The following is a 20,686-nucleotide window of genomic DNA, read 5'->3' as shown; positions in this document are numbered from 1 at the left end:
CTGGCAATTGTATGGCTGCAATAGCGCTAGTTTTATAAAGAAAAAGCTTTATAAATAAACTCTACAAAATGGCATCGACTTTGTCTTGCACGTTTCTACTTTTTTGGACACATTCTTACTGACGTTTGAGAAATGCTTTAGGAGTGACTCCGACTAGCCGTTTGAAGTGACGGCTGAGATGGCTCTGATGAGCAAAACCAAGGGACTGGGCAACGTCTGCGATCGACAGTTCCCCTTTTAGCAGCAAATGCTTGGCACGATCGATTCTGCACTGAATCATATACTGATGCGGTGCAAGACCTGTTGACTGTCTGAATAAGCCAGAAAAATAACTTGGACTTATGTGAACAATTGCAGCTAACTCCGATAAGGTCAAATCTTGTTCTAGATGCTCATAAATATAATCTATTACTTGTTGCAATTTGCGCTTTGGCAAACCGCTTGTGATTGTCGGAAACGCCTGCGACTGGGTAGAATAATGACGTAATAGGTGTGCCATCAATGCAGTCGTCATGGCATTTACATACAGACTTCCCTCCATCCCATTCGATTCCAATTCTGTTCTGAGGGCTAGTCCAATGCTGTGAATTAGAGGATCAGGGCGACTGAGTGTAGGTGTCAATTCAACATTTCTCATACCAGGTGCTTCAGCAACGTGCTGTGCCAATAAAGTTGATTCAAAAGCCAGCGCAATAAACTGATGTTCTGAATCCCAACATGCCCAATTTCGGGAATTTGCGGGTATGACTGTGATCGTTCCGGAGCTAATTGGAGTCGGTTGCGTCATTTCTTCAATGGTTGCAAGCATGGGTGCTTGCAGAGTGCGATCGTGGATGATGATGCGATGTTGCCGACAGGAATGTTCAGCCATTTCATACGGCGGCTGACGATGATACTGAAGATAGAACTCGTTCCAGTTGGCTGAAGCGCTCGAAACCAAAGCTTTGTGTGGATAAAGCATCAAGGAATCAGCTTGGCTAGTCAAATCAACGCTTAGAACCTCTTCGCCTGCCATAACTCACAACCTCTATCAGCCAAACTGCTAAGGCTTACTGTAATCGGAATGACTTCAGTTTAATATATTCTAAAGGAATAGCTTTATAAAGTTGTATTCTGGTGTAAATTAGGGATGTGCAACAGAGGCTCAATTGGTTTCCATGACAGAAAAGTTACAACTTAAAGCTGCTGCTGTCCGAACTCGGCGCAAAATTGTCAATTTTCTCAAGCAGCATGGTGCGCTAGATGCGACCGTCTTAGCATCACAACTGAGTATCTCGGCAATGGCAGTTCGCCAACATTTATATGAACTGCAAAAAGAAGGATTGGTCACTTACTCTGAGGAAGCGCGCCCAATGGGACGACCCGCAAAGCTGTGGCAATTGACCCCGGCTGCCGATCGCCTGTTTCCTGATAGCTATGCCGAATTGACGCTGAGCTTCATTAATTCTGTTAAAGAAGCCTTTGGTGAAGCGGGTCTCGATCGCATTCTCAACATCAGAACCCGCGAACAAATTGCGAGCTATCAAGCGCAAATGCCAAACTATGCAACACTACAGCAGCGCTTAGAAACGCTGGTTGCTTTGCGAACTAATGAGGGTTACATGGCAGAACTCCACCCATCAACAGATGGTTCGTTCTTATTGCTCGAAAATCATTGCCCGATTTGTGCTGCTGCAACTGCCTGTACAGGACTTTGTACTAGAGAGCTAGAGATGTTCCAGACAGTCTTAGGTGAAGATGCGATTGTTGAGCGCACAGAACACATTATCGCGGGCGATCGCCGCTGTGTGTATCGAGTCCTTGGGCAATAAATCTAGGTTCGTCTGCCACTCGAGCAGCACTGACGAGTACTTCTGTTTATGCGGCTGATCTTTTCACAAGCCATGCTGACTTGTGCTCACCGCAAAGCGCAACATGCGGGCATACCTGGGCTGCGATCGCGTTCCATTCAGCGGCAGGCTTACATAGGACTTTGCGGGTTAGGAAGTCAAGCTCAAGGTGGTTTAAGTCAGCGCTCAAGTTGTGGGAGTCTAGTGATCAAGAGTGGGCTGAAGCGAGCTGAGCTGCCGAATCTTGGGTGAGAGTAATGCTACCGTCAGAACGACAACGATCGTGCCCATGCCACCCATCACCACTGCACCCACAGGACTCAACAGCGCGGCAGCTAACCCAGACTCAAAGCCCCCCAACTCATTTGACGCACCAATAAACACCGCGCTGACTGCCGAAACCCGACCACGCAGTGAATCGGGCGTTCCCACCTGCACCAGTGTCCGCCGCACGACAACACTCACGTTGTCAAAAGCACCACTCAGCGCCAGCATCAGCAGCGACAGCCAAAACCAGTGCGATAGCCCAAAGATAATGGTGACAACACCAAACCCTGCTACAGCCCACAGCAGCGTTTTGCCTGCCTGTTTCAAAGGTGGCAAGTAAGCAAGCGTGACCGCCATCAACACCGCACCGATCGAAGGAGCCGCCCGCAGCCAGCCCAATCCACTTGCTCCAACGTGGAGAATGTCCCTGGCAAAAATTGGCAGCAGCGTCACGGCTCCACCCAGCAGCACGGCAAACAAATCGAGGGCGATCGCCGCCAAAATCACCTGATGCTGCCAGACAAACTGGATGCCCCCCGCCAGCGTTTTGAGCGAAACGGGTTCTGTTAAAGGGGTCGATCGCTGGCGAACGATCGGCACAATTAATCCTAAGCTTGTCAGCGATAAGGCGGCATCCAGCCCATAAACCTCGGTCGCGCTATTTTGCAATGCAATTATTAACCCGCCCAGGGCAGGACCCACAACCGTCGCCAGTTGAAATGAACTGCTGTGCCAGGTTGCCGCATTGCTAAACACCGATAGCGGCACAAGCTGTGGTAGCAGAGCTTCGCTGGCAGGTTGATTAAACGCTCTGGCGACCCCACCCAAACCAAGACAGGCATAAATCAGCTCGATCGATCCTTGCTTGTAGGAAAGTGCTGCCAACCCAACCGAACAGATTGCCAGCATGACTAGCGTCCACATAACCGTGTGTTTGCGCTCAAAGCGATCGGCAAGTTGTCCTGCTGGCAGACTGAGCAGCAGAATGGGGATGACCTGCACCAGACCGACCAGACCCAGTGCAAAAGCGCTGTTGGTGCGTTCGTATAGCTCCCAACCGATCGCTACACTCTGCATCTGGTATCCCATTGTGGCAAGCAACAGCGCCAGCGTGTACAGACGATAATCGCGGAAACGCAAGGCTGCAAACGGATCGTGAACGGAAGGCTTTGGCATCTTTTTCACTCAGATGGAATGAGTTGTGCTTGGCTTTGAGTCAGCTTGCATGGAGTTCCAGCGCAACTTCTAGAGGAACCTTAGACTCAAGCACTCAAACTATAAATTATCGATAATCTGTAATTTGACTATAAATTATCGATAATTTATAGTCAAGAGGAACCACTACAAATACCCAATGGGCGTACAGCGAGAATCGATGCGCGATCGCGTCAAGCAGGTGCTGCTTGATCGTATTTTGGAAGGCATTTACAAGCCAGGAGACAGGCTGGTAGAGCTACAGCTTGCGCGGGAGCTAGATACCAGTCAGGGACCCGTCCGGGAAGCCTTGCGCGATTTAGAAGCCATGCGGTTGGTGGAATCGGTAACCTATCGCGGCACTCGTGTGCGCGCCATCAGTCAGCAAGAGTTGCAAGAGTCTTATCAAGTCCGCGCCGAACTAGAAGGATTAGCGGGACGACTGGCAGCACCTCAGTTCCTTACACAACCAGAGTCTCTTCAGATGGCGCTTCAGGCTTTAGAGGCTGCGGCACAAGCTCAGGATTTTGAGCAGTTTACTCGCTGCAATGCGGCCTTTCATCGCTTGATTGTAGAAACGGCTGGCAATAGCGTTCTGCTAAGAGTTTGGAGTTCGCTCGATTCTGAAACCTGGACTCGAATTAACCTGCTGATTGTCCGCCACAAATCAGATGATCTCAACTCACTGATGGCTGAACATCGAGCCATTACGGAAGCCCTAATTCAAGGAAAGGCTGAGCTGGCAGAGAAACTACTGTGTCAGCACGTTGAAATTGCTTTGAGTAGAAGTCCTGAGCATCGATTGCTTACTTGACAATATGGAAACAAACCCAAGTTGGGAGTCAGCATAAAGAATTGCCTGAAGTGACCGATCACCTCAGAGCGCCCCTCACCCGGTGCCTGTTTACGCACTACCTCTGGAGAGTCCGTTCTAGATTCAGCATCGGTAGAACACTAGGCAACTGCTGCTTATTATCACCTAATTTCCCAACAAATCTATGAGCTGAGAAAACACAATGAAAATGATTGGACTTTTGGGAGGAACGAGTTGGCCTTCAACAATTGAGTACTATCGTATTCTCAACCAACTTGCTCAAGCAGAGCTTAGTGGCTTTCACTCTGCCAATCTGCTGTTGCGTAGCATCGATTTTCATGAGATAAAAAGCCATTACCATGATGGGTGGGATAAAATACCGCTGCTTTTGAAAAAAGAGATTGAAGCGTTTATTGATCTCGCTCCAGATTGTCTCCTGATCTGCAACAATACGCTACACAAAGCGTTTGATCAAATTGAGGCTGATTTGCGGCTCTCACTGCCTGTCTTTCATATCGTCGATGCAGTTGGTCACTTCGCCCAAACGCAAAACTTGAAGCACTTACTCCTTCTAGGAACTAAATTCACGATGGAAGACGGGTTTTATCAGAAGCGATTAGAAGAGCAGTTTGATCTTGTTGTCAAAATACCCAGTTTGCTGGAACGAATTACAATTCAAGCTATCCAAACTCAGTTGGCGAGAGGTATTCTCAAACAAGAATTTCGACTTCATTTTGTGGATCTTATTCGCAAATATTCTGCTGTAGACGCGGTCGTACTGGCTTGTACCGAATTACCACTCGCAATTCATCAAAGTGATGTTGATGTTGTTGTTCTAAACTCAATTGAATGTCAGTGCAAAGAAGCTTTTGAATTTGCTATTGGCAATTAGACATAGTATGAGACAAGCCAATCTTATTTCAGGCAGATCGAAATGCTCACAGGACATTATTGCTAAGAGTTGTATTGCACCCTGTCAAATCCTATGTTTCCCCTAAGCTTAAATGACAAAAAGTTGATTGAAGAAGCTCGCTGCATCATTGCCAAGCGGTTTAAAGAGAATTATCACCACGTTGGAGCGGCGTTGCGAACAAAGTCAGGGAAAATATTTTCTGCTGTCCACTTGGAGGCATATGTTGGAAGAGTTGCGGTTTGTGCTGAAGCCATTGTAATCGGGATGGCAGCCGCAGAAGGGGATACAGAACTTGAGACCATTGTTGCGGTCGATCGCCAAGGGCGAGTTGTGCCGCCTTGTGGAATGTGTCGCGAGCTGATTTCTGATTACGCGGCTAGTTGCAAAGTGATGATCGCAGAGGATGAGAGTATAACCATCAATGAACTCTTGCCAAGAAAGTATCAGCGGCTAGATTGAAAGCGAACGCTCGATCTGAGCAAACAGCGCTGCATAGACCTCTGATGACAAACCCATCTCCGTACTACATAGAGTTTACTCCTCCCAATGTGTTTGCATCTCTGATTGATGCCTTTTGGTGCTTTTCAACGCCCGATGCCGCAATTCAGTCGAGTGACTCTATTCAGTATCGAGTCCTGCCGGATGGTTGTATGGACTTAATCTTTCAGTACGAGCGATCGTTGAATGGGGGCATTAACAATCCGCAGTTGACCGTCTACGGTTCGACCGATCGCTTCAGTCTATTTGACATCAAACCCGTTACAGAATTCGTTGGTATCCGCTTCTATCCGGGTATGGCGGGGCAATTTCTCAACCTCAATGCGATCGAAGTATTTCAGCAGGAAGTCAAGGCACAAGATTGTTCTGAACCGTTCGGCAAGATTTTTGATCAATTGTGTGAATGCAACTCAATCATACAAGCGTTAGGAACACTACAAACAAGCCTCTTGGAACTGCAACGAGTGAATAGTGGAGATGACATTCCCTTACCAACTCGTGAAGCGCTGAGACTCATTTCTAGCAGCAAGGGACAAATGCCAGTGTCACAGGTTGCAGAAACTATTGGAGTCAGCGAACGGACGGTACGACGAGGAGTCACAGCCGCCGTGGGGCTGTCGCCTAAAGTCTTGGCGCGAATCCTGCGCTTTCAGAACACAATGTCACGTTTGCGATCGCCAGCACCATCCGATTTATGTAGCATCGCTCTAGAGTGTGGCTATGCCGATCAGTCACATATGGCACGCGAATTTCAGCAGTTAGCAGGCTTGACCCCAACCGCATTCATGCCATGACATTTGCATCGCTGTCCGATTTCTTCAAGACGCAGCCGGGCAGTGTGAGCAACACTGTTAGTTGCTCACACTGCAACGGGAAAAGCAATGAAATTTGCCTACACAATTCTCTATGTCAAAGACGTGGCGCAAGCGATCGCGTTTTATGACCGTGCCTTTGGTCTCAAGCAGCGGTTCATGGATGAGAGTGGTCAATACGCGGAGATGGAGACAGGTGCAACCACGCTTGCCTTTGCCGCCAATGAACTTGCACGTTCAAATTTGCCTGAGGGATTCCAAGAAAACAGCCTATCAAAACTGCCCGCTGGCATTGAGGTCGGCTTGTCACAGAAGACGTAGAAGGGGATTGGAACAGGATACATGTAAAAACCTGCAGGATAGGGTTAAAATGCTTAGCCTGTAAGGGTTACAGCTTTTAAGCCCTACGACATGCCACCAGAAACCTTGATTGGTACAGGGTTGGACTATTTCTGGCCCAAGTACTACCCCAAAACCAGTAGTACACGACCCTTTTTGGTGCCGTTTCAACGCTTGAAAGCCCCATTCTCTCGTAGCACTTCTGCCCGTGCCGCAATAGGGCAGACATTGTATCGCTTTCTGGTTGAGTTTACTGAAAGCACTGATGAGCAAGCCTTTGAAGGCTATCTTGCAGGTTTTTGCACGTATCCTGTCGCAATCCCTAGAAAGAGGGGCTGGAAGAGCGTTTGGCGTTCGGTTTGAGTGTGGTGCAGTTGAGACGGGCAAAAAGGGGGCGGTGGTTTACTGACTAAGTATTCAGGCTAAAATGCAGGAAAGTTAATCAAACGAAAGAGCGATCATGATGCCGTTCCCAAAGGGGCAAAATCCCAACCATCCCGCTGCCGGATCGACGATTAAGGTGGAGCCGATTCGCGACAAAAAGGCGATCCAACGCATTAAGAAAATTCTGGCGGATCGACCCCGTGATTTGTGCTTATTCACGCTGGGGATTAACACGGCGTATCGGGCCAATGAATTGCTGTCGCTGAAGGTGGGACAGGTGAAGAATCTGCAAGCCGGGGAGTTGCTCGATTTGAAGCAGCGCAAGACGCATAAGTACCGCCCGGTGACACTGAATGCCACGGCTGTTGCTGCCATTCAAGCTTGGTTGCAGGTGGGTGACTTGAAGGCGGAGGACTACTTATTCACGGGACAACGCGGCTGCTTGACCGTAGAGACGATGAGTACGCGGGTGAAGACGTGGTGCCAGGATGTCGGACTGAAGGGGAATTATGGCAGTCATACCCTGCGGAAGACGTGGGGGTATTGGCAACGCCTGGAACGGGGGACGGCGATTCCCCTCTTTATGGAAGCATTTGGGCATGCGACTCAGCAGCAAACATTGGCGTACTTGGGCATTCAGTCGAATGAGATTGCGGCAATCTATGAACTGGAACTGTAACGGTTGGTAGCATCGCTGACGCTGACCGGAGGCGACGCTGAAAGCGCTAAAGCCATGCATAGAAACGCGGGCTGACATCAGACTGGCACTGATGACACATAAATTTTCAGGTTCGTGCCTCAGCCGATAACCCCCTGAGGACTGTCACTCCTCAGAGGCATTCGCATCGCCTAGGGGACTGCTTGAGACTTGATCTGAGCCCTTGGGCCGATGAATGGAGCTATTAAAGCTCTAAATATTCTCCTTAGCGATCGAGGTAACTGGGTGATGTTACATGTTGATTTCAGATGTCATCAGATTCGCCCCTCCGGTTCACGCAATTGTTTGCTGTATTCACTTGAAATCGGTTTCTTTTCTGAATTTGATGATCCTGATTTTGGGATGGGTATGCGGCCCAGTCGAATCCGACTCAACTGGCTAATAAAAGGTTCTTACACAGTTTTGGTGTTTGGAACTGCCCTGTCTCTGAACCGTTGATTTCACGTTGCTCATTCGCGCGCCCGTATCTTTTTTTCCCAAAAGTGCGTGAGACGCTTACCTTGATCAGTTCTGCTTTTGATAACCAGGCTGTGGGAGAACGAGAGATTGTCTGGGAAAGCTATCAAAAAGAGCCATGCTGCAATGATTGGGGTTTCAGATTTCCATGAAAGTTAGAGATTTCCTAAGATTGCTACGCGCAGCATTTGCCGGAAACTCAGTTTCGCTTCACTGATTATCCTAGTCTTACTCCGTCTCCATTAAAAGGGCTGGCATCTATGCGATTTCGGTTGGCTAAATCACAATACAAACGATGGACAGTGGTGATCGGTCTTACCCTGACGTTACTGGCTGAAGCAGTTGTTCTTCCTCAAGCAGGAAGGACTCAAACAAACGGCTACCGACGCTTCATCGATTGGTGTACAAACCGCGAAAAGCTTTCTGCCTCTGCCCGGCAAACGGTGAAAGCACTCCTGGAAGAAGTGCGAGCGACAGACTGCCAACGAGCCAATCAGGCATTAAGCGAACGCACCACGATTGGGCTAACAAAAGCAGGCATCCGAGATTTGCGTCCGGTGGCTTCCCTGACCCAATTGAAAGTGCTCCATCTGCATGGCAATCAGCTCTTTGATATCACCCCGCTTCAAGCTTTAACAGGGCTGGAATATCTCGATCTACGGGACAATCAAATTAACGATCTCGGTGCGCTCAAACCGCTGAGAAACTTGAAAGCATTGTTATTGTCTAACAACCCAATCACGAATTGGAGCGCACTCCCATTCCTAACCCGCTTGACCTATCTCAAGTTAGGTAAGACACAATTAACTGATTTAAGCCCGTTGCGATCGCTCACCCAACTCGACGACTTAGAACTGTATACCAACCGCATTACCGATCTGCACCCACTCCAGGCACTGATAAAATTACGCAGTCTTTCCCTGTCTGGTAATGCAATTAGTGACCTTCGCCCACTTCAATCCCTCACTAATTTGAACCGGCTGTGGCTAGGCGATAATCAGCTCAGTGACATTCGTCCACTTCAAAATCTCACTAAACTAGAGTGGTTGTTTCTCCAAAACAATCAAATCCAAGACCTCCGGCCATTACAATCTTTACGATGGCTGCAAGAATTGTCGTTGGACAACAATCGCATTCGAGATTTAAGTCCCCTTGCTTCAGTCACCAGCTTGTACCGTATGGATGCCCGCGACAATCAAATTGTGGAGCTAAAACCGCTGTCAGCCCTCCCAAAGTTACGCTACATCCGTCTAAGTGGCAACCAGATTCAGACACTCCGTTCCGTGCCTCCCTTCAAACAAGAGATTTACATTGATCTAAAAAACAATCCAATCCGTGAGACGATTTGCCCCGTGCAACCAGGAACGGGGTCAAATTGCAGTTTCTAACCATCAACGTTGTCGAGTTCTCTCAGCAGAAGCTTTCCAGAAGGTGTCGAGAAAGAAATTGAGGTCATCGGCTGGGTCTGAAGGACGAACATCCAAAGCAGCATAGGCTTGTCCCAGATTTAGCAGAGCCTTCGTAAACTCAGGGTTTTTGACATCTTCAGTCAACTTGGGGGTTTTCCTGGCATCATCGAGAAGATAGCGGGAAAATTTAAGTAAGTGAGCTGGATCTCTCACGCCTTGAATAAATTCATAAAGTTGAGTTCCTGCTTTTTTCAAGGTAGGAATTTTACACGCAGGCGCTGTCCAGGCACTATCGAGAAAGAAATTGAGCGGTTTTTGAACGTTGGGCGTGGTTGGAAGCTTCAGCGCGGCATAACTCATGCCCAGCAGGGCAAGCTCTGTAACAAAGTACGGGTTCCGCATCTGTTGCTCTAGTCTCGGCTCATAGCTGGCAGCAACCACTAACTGCTGTGGGTAGGTCAATGCCATTGTAGGTGTTCTGGGCAGGTTAAGCCGGGAAAGCTTAGCCGTGTGGCGGTCAATTTCAAAGGCAATCGTTTGATCGCTCCGGTCCTTACAGCTTGCACTAGAAAAGCTCACAACCAAGTCGGGATTTTGGTCGCCATCAATGTTTTGCAACGCCAGAATGGGTCTGTTCTGCTCTACTGAATTTCCTAGGATTGGGTTGATGTTGGTAAAGCTAGTTGAGAACGGAACAAAGAGGAGGTGGGGAGCGCCAAAGACAACAGTCACTTCTGCCTCAGAGTGCTTTGGGGTATGGGCGTCGCTCACTTCACTCCAGATAATTAGGTCAGGATACTTGTCCTTGTTGATTCTTCCAGCTACTATCCCAATGGGCTGTGTCTTTAGCTGAAAACTAGTATTAGCCGTGAAGGAGCCATCCTCATTCCCCAAGGTAATGGAAATGCGCCCATCAGAATGAGCCGTTACCAGATCGGGAATGCCATCCTAGTTGAAATCTTTCACACTGTAGGAGCGTAGATTAGGCGTTACTGCGAAACCAGGCAAAGCGGTTGCCATGGGAACAGTCACAATCAGAACTGTAGCAGACACAAACCAGCGCATAAGGGAGAGTGCAGAATGAGAGCGTTATCACCTAAACGTGCCCAGTTTTCTCAGTGGTCTACCTTCGGTGGACTGACAAAGCTAAAGGGTGGACAAACGCTGGGGGCGTATATTCAGTAGCTAGCCTGTAGCAAGCGGCTGATTCAATGTAGACACATTCAGGTCGCTGAACTAGAATTGGCCTTCATCACTGTTTGGTTATCGTCTGAGACCCTAATGATTGCGCCTCCACTCCAAGTCATTACCAACGAAAGCATCGAGGTTTTGGGCTGCCCTTCTGCTGCGGGCAGCAACGGACCAGCGGTTCTGATTGATCTTGCCGAAAGCGGTCATTTTCGGCAATTCTTAAACCAGTGTCTCAAAACTCGTCGACACCAGACTGTTGTGAGAGTTTGATTTTGAGATGGGTTACGAGACATCAGAAAGCCGATGCCGCCGTCAAGGTGCGATCGCCCTTCTCAACCTCTCCTTTGCTACCCTTTGTTTTACAGTCTTAGCTGGCACATTTGTTGGGATTTACCAAGCATTTATACTCTCTGCCAATCAACTTCATTTCGTAAACCGCTTACGAAACCATGACGATCGCCAGTTGTCGATGACAGGATGGTGGGAACCCTGTGTATGGCACCTGCCATATTGATGCTTGGTTTGGTTATGTCGGATCTCAAGCAACCTGAATTTAGTCAGCTAGTCCAAGAGTTGCGCCAACGTAGTGGGCTAACTCAAACCGAACTAGCCGCCAAGATTGGGGTGTCATACTACTCCGTCAATCGCTGGGAAAACCAGAAAACAATGCCTGTTTCTCTGGCGTTGAAGCGTGTTGAGGAGATTCTGCGCGAGATGGGCGATCGCGGTGCAGACCTGCTGGAACAATATTTTCCTGCTGAGAATCGGAAGTAGCTATGGCATCCGTGAACCAAAACCCTGAACAACAAGCCCGCGATCGCATTGATGCGCTTCTCAAGCAAGCAGGTTGGGATGTACAGCCCAAGAAGCAAATCAACCTGAGTGCAAGTCTGGGTGTGGCTGTGCGGGAGTATCAGACCGATGCGGGGCCAGCAGACTATATGCTGTTTGTTGATCGCCAGCCAATCGGTGTGATTGAAGCCAAACGGGAAGAGGAAGGTCATCGCCTTACGGTGGTTGAGGAGCAATCGACGGAATATGCCGACAGCAAACTCAAATATCTGAACAACAAGCCGCTCCCTTTTATCTATGAAAGTACGGGTGTGCTGACTCGCTTCACCGATCGCCGCGACCCCAAACCGCGTTCTCGCCCTGTCTTTGCGTTCCACCGTCCTGAAACGTTTCAAGCCTGGTTGAACCAGAGCAAATCACTCAGAACGCGGTTGTTGGATCTGCCTGTTCTCCCAACTGACGGGTTAAGAGACTGTCAAATTCGTGCCATCAATAACCTGGATACATCGTTCAAAGCGGCTCGTCCGCGTGCTTTGATTCAGATGGCAACGGGAAGTGGCAAGACGTTCACGTCAATCAACTTTATCTATCGGCTGTTGAAGTTTTCTAACGCTCAGCGAGTCTTGTTTTTGGTCGATACCAAGAACTTGGGCGAACAGGCAGAGCAAGAGTTTATGGCGTTTACACCGAATGACGATAATCGCAAGTTCACTGAGCTTTATGCGGTGCAGCGATTGAAGTCGAGCTATGTGGCGACGGACAGCCAGGTCTGTATTTCTACGATTCAGCGACTCTATTCCATTCTCAAAGGGGAGGAGTTGGATGAGAAAGCAGAGGAAACCAACCCGAATGAGCTGGTGCAACCCAAAGCACCGCTGCCAGTGGTCTACAACAATCGCCTACCCATTGAGTTCTTTGACTTCATTGTGATTGATGAGTGTCATCGCTCGATCTACAACATCTGGAAACAGGTACTGGACTACTTCGATGCCTTTCTGATTGGGCTGACAGCAACGCCAGACAAGCGTACCTTTGGCTTCTTCGATGAAAATGTGGTGAGCGAATACACCCACGAGCAGGCGGTCATTGATGGGGTGAATGTGGGCTATCTGCCCTACATCATTGAGACAGACATCACCAAAACTGGAGGGCAACTGGTTGCTAAGGAGTATGTGGAAAAGCGCGAAAAACTGACCCGTAACCAGCGCTGGGCACAGTTGGATGAAGAAGTGACCTATTCTGGACGGCAACTGGATCAGCAGGTGGTCAATCCCAGCCAGATCCGCAATGTGATTCGCGCCTTTCGCGATAAGCTGCCGGAGATTTTTCCGAAGCGCGATGAGGTGCCGAAGACGCTGATTTTTGCCAAAGATGATAGCCACGCCGATGACATCATCAAAATCGTGCGGGAGGAGTTTGGTGAGGGAAATGCCTTCTGCAAGAAGGTGACGTACAAGGCCGTAGAAGGCCCCAAATCGGTGCTGGCGCAGTTGCGGAATGACTACTATCCCCGGATTGCGGTGACGGTGGACATGATCGCGACGGGGACGGATGTCAAACCGCTGGAGTGTTTGCTGTTCATGCGGGATGTGCGATCGAAGAACTACTTTGACCAGATGAAAGGGCGGGGTACGCGCACGCTCGATCAAGATGCCCTGAAAAAGGTGTCACCCTCTGCCCAAGCCCCCAAGACTCATTTTGTGATTGTGGATGCGGTTGGAGTCACAAAGTCGCTGAAGACGGATACTCGTGCGCTGGAGCGCAAGCCCTCTGCTGCGATCAAAGATTTGATGATGGGCGTGATGATGGGGGCAGAGGACGAGGATGCTTTTCTGTCGTTGGCAAGTCGGCTCACACGGTTGGAGCGGCAACTGACTGCCAAGGAGCAAAGCAAGCTTCAGGAATTGGCGGGGGGCAAGAGTGTCAGGGAGATTGCGGCGGCGCTGCTGGATGCCTATGACCCAGATGTGATTTTAGAGAAGGCGATCGCCGATCATGGGCTAGCGGCAACCGAAACACCAACAGAGGGTCAGCTAGAAACGGCTCAGAAAGCGTTGATTCGATCTGCAGCCGCCATTTTCACGGGAGAGCTGGTGGAGTATGTAGACAATGTGCGGAAGATCCACGAGCAAATTATCGACACGGTGAATCTGGATCGTGTAACCTTTGCCGGGTGGGATCAGCAGGCGAAGGATCAGGCACAGTCAGTGATTCAGGACTTTGCCCAGTTCATTGCAGCCAATAAGGATGAAATCACGGCGCTGCGGATCTTCTACAATCAGCCCTACCAGCGACGATCGCTCACCTATCAAATGGTGCAGGAGGTGCTGGATGTCCTGAAGCTGCAAAAGCCCAGTCTAGCGCCGTTGCGGGTGTGGCAGGCATACGAACAGGTCGAGCAGGTGGATGGCAGAAGCCCCATTAGTGAACTGGTGGCGCTGGTTTCGCTGATCCGGCGAGTCGTGGGGACGGATGCCACATTGACGAACTATGAGATGACAGTGAACCGGAATTTTCAGGATTGGGTGTTCCGCAAGCAGGCGGGAGCGCTGAAGTTTAGCGAAGCACAGGTGGAGTGGCTGCGGATGATGAAGGACTACATCGCCACCTCGTTTCACCTGGAGACGGAGAATTTGGAGTATGAGCCGTTTGGCATGGGTGGGACAATCAGGATGTATGAATTGTTTGGCGACGAGATGGATACAATCATTCAGGAGCTAAACGAAGCGTTGGCAGCGTAAAGCAAGAACGGGAGAGCTATGGGCACACCAGAGAGAATTTATGAATTGGTGAAGGCACTGCCAGAGAACCAGGCAGCAGAGATTTTAGACTTTGCTGAGTTCTTGTTGCACAAAGCCAACCTTCAGGCAGCGCAAAATACCACTCTGAAGGAGTCACCCCAAGCTGGAAGGCTTCTATTGGACTATGCGGGAATTTTGAAGGACTCGCCAAACTTTAACGAAGATCCCGTCGAACTCCAGAGAAGAATGCGCGATGAGTGGAGTTAGGTTTCTTTTAGACACCAACTATGTGATTGGCTTAGTCAAGCAACAGGAAATTGTGATCAAAACCGTGGCTGATCGCGCCATTGAAGCCAAAGCCTGTGCCTATAGTTTCGTCACTCGGATTGAGTTGCTTGGGTTTCCGGGCATCACATCGCAAGAAATAGAGGGCATTGAGCGCACATTAGCCCAAATGCAATACGCTGCTTTAACCCAAGAAATTGAAGATTGGGCGATCGCCCTGCGACGAAAGTATCGCTTAAAAACGCCTGATGCCATTATTGCTGCCACTGCCCAATGCTTGAAGCTAGAACTGTTGACGTTGGATCAGCAGTTAGCAACCCGGATGCAGGAAATTGAAGCGAATGCAGAGTAAGGGTGACGCATGACAGAAGGGAACGGAGAAGCTAGGGAATTGCCAAAGGGTTGGTGTTGGGTTTGCTTACAAGAAATCTCACAGTCTATTACAGACGGTGATCATCAACCTCCTCCAAAGTCAGAACAAGGAATTCCTTTCATTGTCATTTCAAATATCCGAAATCATAAAATAGATTTTTCAGTTACCAAATTTGTTTCTAATACTTACTATGAAAAAATCCAGGAAAGCCGTAAACCCCGTAAGGGCGACATTTTATATACTGTAACTGGCTCATTTGGTATACCTTGCTTAATAGACTTTGAAGAAAAGTTTTGCTTTCAAAGGCATATAGGCTTGATTCGCTTAAAAGAAGAAGTATCAAGGAAATATGTCTTCTATTTATTGCGATCTCCTGTGATTTATCAACAGGCTCAGAAAGTGGCAACTGGAACAGCTCAGAAAACTGTTTCCCTAGCAGTTTTGAGAAATTTTGAAATTCCTCTCCCTCCATTTTTTGAACAAAATCGCATCGTTGATAAAATCGAAGAACTGTTTTCTGATGTGGATCAAGGCGTTGAAAGCCTGAAAACAGCGCAGAAGCAGCTAAAGGTTTATCGTCAGGCAGTGTTAAAGTGGGCGTTTGAGGGTAAGCTGACGGAGGCATGGAGAACGCAGCACCAATCAACCCTCAAAACTGGGGAAGCGTTGTTGGCTGAAATCAAGGCTGAGCGAGAAAACCGCTATCAGCAACAGTTGGCAGAGTGGGAGACGGCTGTTAAAGAATGGGAGGCGATCGGGAAGGTCGGGAAGAAGCCTCAAAGACCTCAGAAGTATAAAGATCCGTCACCCATTTCCAAATCCCAGACTTCTGGAAGTCCCTCAATTCCAGTGTCTTGGCTCTGGACAAACTTGGAGCAACTCAAAGAGTTTTCACTTTATGGCCCCAGATTTTCTAGTCAAGACTATGTTGACGATGGGATTCCAATTGCAAGAACTACCGACATTAGTAGTTCTGGAAAAGTTGATCTTAAATACGCTCCAAAAATCAGCTTGTCTGATCAAGAATTTGAGAAATACAAGTTAATAAAGGGCGATTTATTGCTCACTAGAACAGGAAGCATAGGTACGAATGCAGTCTTTCATCTTACTGAAAAAGCTATCCCTGGTGCATTTCTAATTCACTACAGGCTACTGCCTTCACTAAACATTTGGTTTATTTTCTACTTTCTTGAATCTCCAGAAGCACAGCAGCACTTCTTTAAAAAAAGCTCTGGAGTGGGGCGACCAAATCTAAATGTTCCAAGCATCGAAGAACTAATAATTCCGCTACCTAGCTTGGAAGAACAAGAACAAATCGTTGAAGAAATTGAATCACGGCTCTCCATTTGCGATCAACTCGAAGCCACCATTATTGAAAACCTGCAAAAAGCTGAGGCATTGCGTCAGAGCATCCTGAAGCAAGCCTTTGAAGGCAAACTGGTGCCGCAAGACCCCAACGATGAGCCAGCCGAGACGCTGTTAGAGCGGATTAAAGCCGAGCGCCTGGTAAATGGGAATACTGGTAAAAAATCGAAACCCTCCCACCAGCAACTCACTCTCCAGGAACTCTAACCACTATGGATATCGCTCCCGATAAACAGAATATCGATGGTGTTTTTTCCAACACGGTCTATTACATCGACTTCTATCAGCGCGACTATAAATGGACCGAGGAGCCAGTCACTCGGCTGCTGGATGACATTTTCTATAAGTTCAACCAGGAATACGCACTCCGCAAAGACCTTGCGCCTTCCAAAGAAATCATTATCGCCAAATATCCCTGGTACTACCTGAATACCTACGTCACCAACACGATCGACGGCAAGGTGTACATCGTAGACGGACAGCAGCGCCTCACCACCCTGACTCTGATCCTCACCAAGCTTTATCATCAGGCTCGGCAATTTGGCTCAAGAACTGAGAAATGGCTAGAAAGCAAACTGGTTGGCTTCTCTGGCGTGGATTATCAGTTCTGGATGAACCACGAGCGGCATAAGCAGGCATTGGAAGCCCTCAAAGCGGGTGTGGATGACCTGGGGGCAATTGATACCACATCCGGCATTACCGCTGTCAATCTGGTGAAAAACTATAAGGTCATCACCGACTATCTCGAACAGGAGCTAACCGACCAGCATAAGCTAGAGTCCTTCGTCTTCTATTTCCTCTACAGGCTGGTGCTGATCAATCTGGCGGTTGAGCAAACCGATGTGCCAATGGTGTTTGAGGTCATCAACGATCGTGGTGTGCGGCTACGCCCCTACGAAATCATCAAAGGGAAGCTGCTTGGTCAAATCGACAAGCTAGAGCTAGACCAGCACAACTACAACGGACTCTGGGAACATCAGGTTCAAGCCATCAACAGTTATCAGGAAGACGAAATTGACACCTTTTTCCGCTACTACCTGAAGGCAAAATTCTCAGACACCCGCAAACATGGCACCCGTTTTGATGGCGACTACCACCGGGAAATGTTTAGCCTCAGCATGAGCGGTCTGCTTCACCTCACCCACGACGCTATTGGCGTTAAAGCCTTCCTAGATAATGACTTCAAATATTTCACGGCTCTCTACCTCAAACTGCTAGCAGTGATCAAAACTGAGCAGCCAGCTTATCCTCACGCCTTTCTCAATCGGCTCAATGAAATGGATGGTCAGTTCTTACTGATTCTATCCAGTTGCTCCCTCAACGACCCAGAAGAAGAAGCCAAGATTCGCACTGTTTCTGCCGAGATCGATCGGTTGTTCTCCCTCCTGCAATTGCAGAACGCTTACGACAGCAACGCCTTTGGCGAACGGCTCTACCGCATCTCAGCCGAGATCCGCAACAGACCTGTTCAAGACATTCGCCCCGCCTTCGATCGCCATCTGATGGAGGAACTGTCTCGCCAGCGATCGATACCTGTGACCGAACCCTTCCAATACACCTTTTTCCGCAACGCTGGCATTAACCTCAATACTCGGTTTAAGCGTTACTTCTTTGCCCGTATCGAACGCTTCTTGGCAGAGCACACCAACATGGGCATGAAGCACCCGATCGAAGAACTGGTGCTACGAACAGGGCACGTAAACGGGTTCCACATTGAGCACATCCTTTCCCATAACGACCAAAACAAAGTATTGTTTGACAACAACGAGGAGCTATTCGAGCAGGAACGAAATCGCCTGGGCGGATTGCTGTTGCTCAAGGGGAAAGACAATATCTCCAGCAACAATGAGCTTTACGCAAAAAAACTCCAGACCTATGCCAACACGCTTTACTGGAATGAAACACTTCGTGCTGATTCCTACAAATCAAAGCTAGATATGGAGGCGCTAAGGACCCGGTTTGAGCTTGATCTGTGTCCCTACGATAGCTTTGGACCAGAGGAGTTAGAGGCTCGCCAAAAACTGCTGTTTGATATTAGTTCTCTGATTTGGAAGTAGGGATGAGTACTCAGGCGATCGTTTCTAAAGTTTGGAGCTTCTGCAACACCCTCCGCGATGATGGCGTGGGCTATGGCGACTATCTGGAGCAGTTGACCTATCTGCTCTTCCTCAAAATGGCAGACGAATACAGTCGCCCGCCTTACAAGCGCAATTCCGGCATTCCGATGGCATATAACTGGAGCAGCCTTACCACCAAACGCGGTGCAGAACTCGAACTCCACTACCTTAAAGTGCTCCAGGAACTCAGCCAGCAAAAAGGGATTCTAGGGCAAATCTTCACCAAAGCCCAAAACAAGATTCAAGACCCAGCCAAGTTGTTCAAAATTATCGACATGATCGATAAAGAAAGCTGGGTGCGAATGGGAGCCGACGTTAAAGGTGAAATTTACGAAGGGCTGCTGGAGAAAAACGCTGAAGATACCAAGAGCGGCGCAGGGCAATACTTTACGCCTCGTGCCCTGATCTGGGCAATGGTCGAGTGTATCCGCCCGGAGCCACTGAAGATGATCGCAGACCCTGCCTGCGGCACAGGTGGCTTTTTCCTGGCGGCCTATGATTTCTTGGTCAAAAACCATACGCTCGATCAAGAGCAATCTAAGTTCCTCAAAGACAGCACCTTTCGGGGCAACGAGATCGTGCAAAGCACTCGACGCCTCGCGCTGATGAACATGTTTCTGCACAACATCGGTGACATCATTGGCGAATCCATGATTTCCTCCCAGGATGCGTTGATCGCCTCCAGTCCCGAAAGCTTTGACTACGTGCTGGCAAATCCGCCCTTTGGCAAAAAGAGCAGCATGACCTTCACTAACGACGAAGGCGAGCAAGAGGAAGAAGACCTTACCTACAACCGCCAAGACTTCGACGCCACCACCTCTAACAAGCAACTGAACTTCGTGCAGCACATTCGCACGATGCTAAAAACAACCGGAAAAGCAGCGGTCGTCCTCCCTGATAACGTGTTGTTTGAAGGCGGAGCCGGAGAGAAAGTCCGCAAAAAGCTGCTGGAAAAAACAGACTTACACACCATTCTGCGCCTGCCCACCGGCGTCTTTTACAAGCAGGGTGTTAAAGCCAACGTCCTCTTCTTCGACAACAAGCCTGCTGCCAAAGATCCCTGGACGAAGGACGTTTGGTACTACGATTTCCGCACCAACATTCACTTCACGCTGAAAAAGAACCCCATGCGGAAGGACGACTTGCAGGACTTCATCACCTGCTATAACCCGCAAAACCTCTTTAAGCGTGAGGAGACCTGGTCAGGCACCAATCCCGAAGGGCGCTGGCGCAAGTTCACTTATGAGGAACTAACCGCCAGAGACAAAACCAGCTTGGATATCTTCTGGCTCAAAGACAATAGCTTGACTGATCTCGATAACTTGCCCGATCCAGACGTGTTAGCCACCGAAATTGTGGAGAATTTAGCGGCTGGGTTAGAGAACTTCAAGGCGATCGCCGCGACCTTGAACCAGCGTTGAACCCTTGAAAAAAGGGTAATGCTTTCCAGCCATCTATTGATGTTCTCCGTGTTTCTTTGTTTACGGATTTACAGAAATCATTATTTACAGAATCCATTAAATAATGATTCACTCAATCCCCTCCAGTAGCCTTGCGACCTGCTCTGGTCCTGGAAGCTGTCCCTGTAGCTCTTGAGGTAACGCAGAGAAAGTCTGGTAGGTGGCAACCCCGATCGGTTTCGTGGCGTCCTTTAGGGCATACTCAACCGTCGTCTTGTCTTTGGACTTGCAGAGGATGATGCCAATGGACGGATTCTCGTAGGGCATCCGCATCTTGTCGTCCAGCACTGCCAAATAGAACTGCATCTTGCCAATGTACTCTGGCTCAAACTCTCCGATCTTGAGGTCGATCGCCACTAGACAACGGAGAGCACGGTGATAGAGCAAAAGGTCGATGTAATATTCCCGATTGCCCACTTCTAGCCTGTGCTGGCTACCGATGAAGCTAAAGACACCTCCCATCTCCTGCAGAAACGGTTGCACTTTTGCCAGAATCGCTGTCTCTAGCTGGTGTTCAGAGTGCTCCTCCCCCAATTCCAGGAAGTCGAACACATAGTCATCCTTCACCGCCAGTTTCGCCTGATTGCGATAATCCTCGGCGATCGCTGCCTCAAAGTTAGTTTGATTTAGCAGCGTCTTCTCATAAGACTGGTTTTCAATCTGGTGCGTCAAAACTAGAACTTACGCATTGACAAAAAGAGTGAAATGTGGTGACTCTAGGATAGTCTC

Annotated in this window: 20 protein-coding genes and 1 pseudogene; 16 read left to right on the top strand and 5 right to left on the bottom strand. The window is 48.8% G+C overall.

Going from position 1 to position 20,686, the window contains the following annotated elements; translation table 11 throughout:
- Positions 1-115: 115 nt before the first annotated feature.
- On the bottom strand, positions 116-1,015 hold the full coding sequence (locus AC5JLP_RS27750; protein WP_496071080.1) for a helix-turn-helix transcriptional regulator: 900 nt from the start codon (positions 1,013-1,015) through the stop codon (positions 116-118).
- Positions 1,016-1,157: 142 nt separating this feature from the next.
- Here AC5JLP_RS27750 and AC5JLP_RS27745 point away from each other — a divergent pair, with 142 nt between their 5' ends.
- Positions 1,158-1,811, top strand: coding sequence for a helix-turn-helix transcriptional regulator (locus AC5JLP_RS27745; protein ID WP_496071079.1), 654 nt, complete (start codon positions 1,158-1,160; stop codon positions 1,809-1,811).
- A 219-nt stretch (positions 1,812-2,030) separates the two neighbouring features.
- On the opposite strand, the gene AC5JLP_RS27740 is transcribed toward AC5JLP_RS27745, so the two are convergent.
- Complete coding sequence (locus tag AC5JLP_RS27740; protein ID WP_496071078.1) at positions 2,031-3,272, bottom strand: MFS transporter; 1,242 nt, start codon at positions 3,270-3,272, stop codon at positions 2,031-2,033.
- A 178-nt stretch (positions 3,273-3,450) separates the two neighbouring features.
- Here AC5JLP_RS27740 and AC5JLP_RS27735 point away from each other — a divergent pair, with 178 nt between their 5' ends.
- From AC5JLP_RS27735 to AC5JLP_RS27700, 8 genes are all read left to right on the top strand, one after another.
- The gene (locus tag AC5JLP_RS27735) at positions 3,451-4,104 is read left to right on the top strand and encodes a GntR family transcriptional regulator (protein ID WP_496071077.1); all 654 of its coding nucleotides are present in this window, start codon (positions 3,451-3,453) and stop codon (positions 4,102-4,104) included.
- A 202-nt stretch (positions 4,105-4,306) separates the two neighbouring features.
- Positions 4,307-4,996 (top strand): aspartate/glutamate racemase family protein, encoded by a 690-nt coding sequence (locus AC5JLP_RS27730; protein ID WP_496071076.1) that lies wholly within the window; start codon positions 4,307-4,309, stop codon positions 4,994-4,996.
- Between the two features lie 93 nt (positions 4,997-5,089).
- A complete protein-coding gene (locus tag AC5JLP_RS27725; RefSeq protein ID WP_496071075.1) occupies positions 5,090-5,476 on the top strand; it encodes a cytidine deaminase in 387 nt (128 codons plus the stop codon).
- A 44-nt stretch (positions 5,477-5,520) separates the two neighbouring features.
- Complete coding sequence (locus AC5JLP_RS27720) at positions 5,521-6,309, top strand: DUF6597 domain-containing transcriptional factor (protein WP_496071074.1); 789 nt, start codon at positions 5,521-5,523, stop codon at positions 6,307-6,309.
- A gap of 87 nt (positions 6,310-6,396) precedes the next feature.
- The gene (locus AC5JLP_RS27715) at positions 6,397-6,648 is read left to right on the top strand and encodes a VOC family protein (RefSeq protein ID WP_496071073.1); all 252 of its coding nucleotides are present in this window, start codon (positions 6,397-6,399) and stop codon (positions 6,646-6,648) included.
- Between the two features lie 90 nt (positions 6,649-6,738).
- The gene (locus tag AC5JLP_RS27710) at positions 6,739-7,029 is read left to right on the top strand and encodes a hypothetical protein (protein ID WP_496071072.1); all 291 of its coding nucleotides are present in this window, start codon (positions 6,739-6,741) and stop codon (positions 7,027-7,029) included.
- Positions 7,030-7,126: 97 nt separating this feature from the next.
- Positions 7,127-7,729, top strand: a complete 603-nt coding sequence (locus tag AC5JLP_RS27705) for a tyrosine-type recombinase/integrase (protein WP_496071071.1) — start codon at positions 7,127-7,129, stop codon at positions 7,727-7,729.
- Between the two features lie 755 nt (positions 7,730-8,484).
- On the top strand, positions 8,485-9,612 hold the full coding sequence (locus AC5JLP_RS27700) for a leucine-rich repeat domain-containing protein (RefSeq protein WP_496071070.1): 1,128 nt from the start codon (positions 8,485-8,487) through the stop codon (positions 9,610-9,612).
- A gap of 3 nt (positions 9,613-9,615) precedes the next feature.
- Here AC5JLP_RS27700 and AC5JLP_RS27695 read toward each other — a convergent pair whose 3' ends face one another.
- Entirely contained in the window at positions 9,616-10,404 is a 789-nt protein-coding gene (locus tag AC5JLP_RS27695; protein WP_496071069.1) for a hypothetical protein, read from the bottom strand.
- 24 nt (positions 10,405-10,428) lie between these two features.
- Positions 10,429-10,575: pseudogene (locus tag AC5JLP_RS27690) on the bottom strand (hypothetical protein); the annotation flags it as partial.
- A 744-nt stretch (positions 10,576-11,319) separates the two neighbouring features.
- On the opposite strand from AC5JLP_RS27690, the gene AC5JLP_RS27685 reads away from it, so the two are divergent.
- Genes AC5JLP_RS27685 through AC5JLP_RS27655 form a run of 7 tightly spaced genes read left to right on the top strand, consistent with a single transcriptional unit; the run spans position 11,320 to position 19,918 of the window.
- Positions 11,320-11,598 (top strand): helix-turn-helix domain-containing protein, encoded by a 279-nt coding sequence (locus AC5JLP_RS27685; RefSeq protein WP_496071068.1) that lies wholly within the window; start codon positions 11,320-11,322, stop codon positions 11,596-11,598.
- Positions 11,599-11,600: 2 nt separating this feature from the next.
- The gene (locus tag AC5JLP_RS27680; protein ID WP_496071067.1) at positions 11,601-14,357 is read left to right on the top strand and encodes a type I restriction endonuclease subunit R; all 2,757 of its coding nucleotides are present in this window, start codon (positions 11,601-11,603) and stop codon (positions 14,355-14,357) included.
- An 18-nt stretch (positions 14,358-14,375) separates the two neighbouring features.
- Positions 14,376-14,624, top strand: a complete 249-nt coding sequence (locus AC5JLP_RS27675; RefSeq protein ID WP_496071066.1) for a DUF2281 domain-containing protein — start codon at positions 14,376-14,378, stop codon at positions 14,622-14,624.
- On the top strand, positions 14,611-14,994 hold the full coding sequence (locus AC5JLP_RS27670; protein ID WP_496071065.1) for a PIN domain-containing protein: 384 nt from the start codon (positions 14,611-14,613) through the stop codon (positions 14,992-14,994). Before AC5JLP_RS27675 ends, AC5JLP_RS27670 begins: the two co-directional genes overlap by 14 nt.
- Positions 14,995-15,003: 9 nt before the next feature.
- Positions 15,004-16,587, top strand: coding sequence for a restriction endonuclease subunit S (locus AC5JLP_RS27665; RefSeq protein WP_496071064.1), 1,584 nt, complete (start codon positions 15,004-15,006; stop codon positions 16,585-16,587).
- A gap of 5 nt (positions 16,588-16,592) precedes the next feature.
- Positions 16,593-18,437, top strand: coding sequence for a DUF262 domain-containing protein (locus tag AC5JLP_RS27660; protein ID WP_496071063.1), 1,845 nt, complete (start codon positions 16,593-16,595; stop codon positions 18,435-18,437).
- A 2-nt stretch (positions 18,438-18,439) separates the two neighbouring features.
- Positions 18,440-19,918, top strand: a complete 1,479-nt coding sequence (locus AC5JLP_RS27655; protein WP_496071062.1) for a class I SAM-dependent DNA methyltransferase — start codon at positions 18,440-18,442, stop codon at positions 19,916-19,918.
- Positions 19,919-20,026: 108 nt separating this feature from the next.
- Here the strand turns inward: AC5JLP_RS27655 and AC5JLP_RS27650 are convergent, their stop codons facing one another.
- Positions 20,027-20,629: a PDDEXK nuclease domain-containing protein gene (locus AC5JLP_RS27650; RefSeq protein WP_496071061.1), complete on the bottom strand. Its 603-nt coding sequence runs from the start codon at positions 20,627-20,629 to the stop codon at positions 20,027-20,029.
- Positions 20,630-20,686: the final 57 nt, after the last annotated feature.

The organism is Stenomitos rutilans (assembly GCF_059505485.1).
This window is presented reverse-complemented; position numbering and strand designations above follow the sequence as displayed.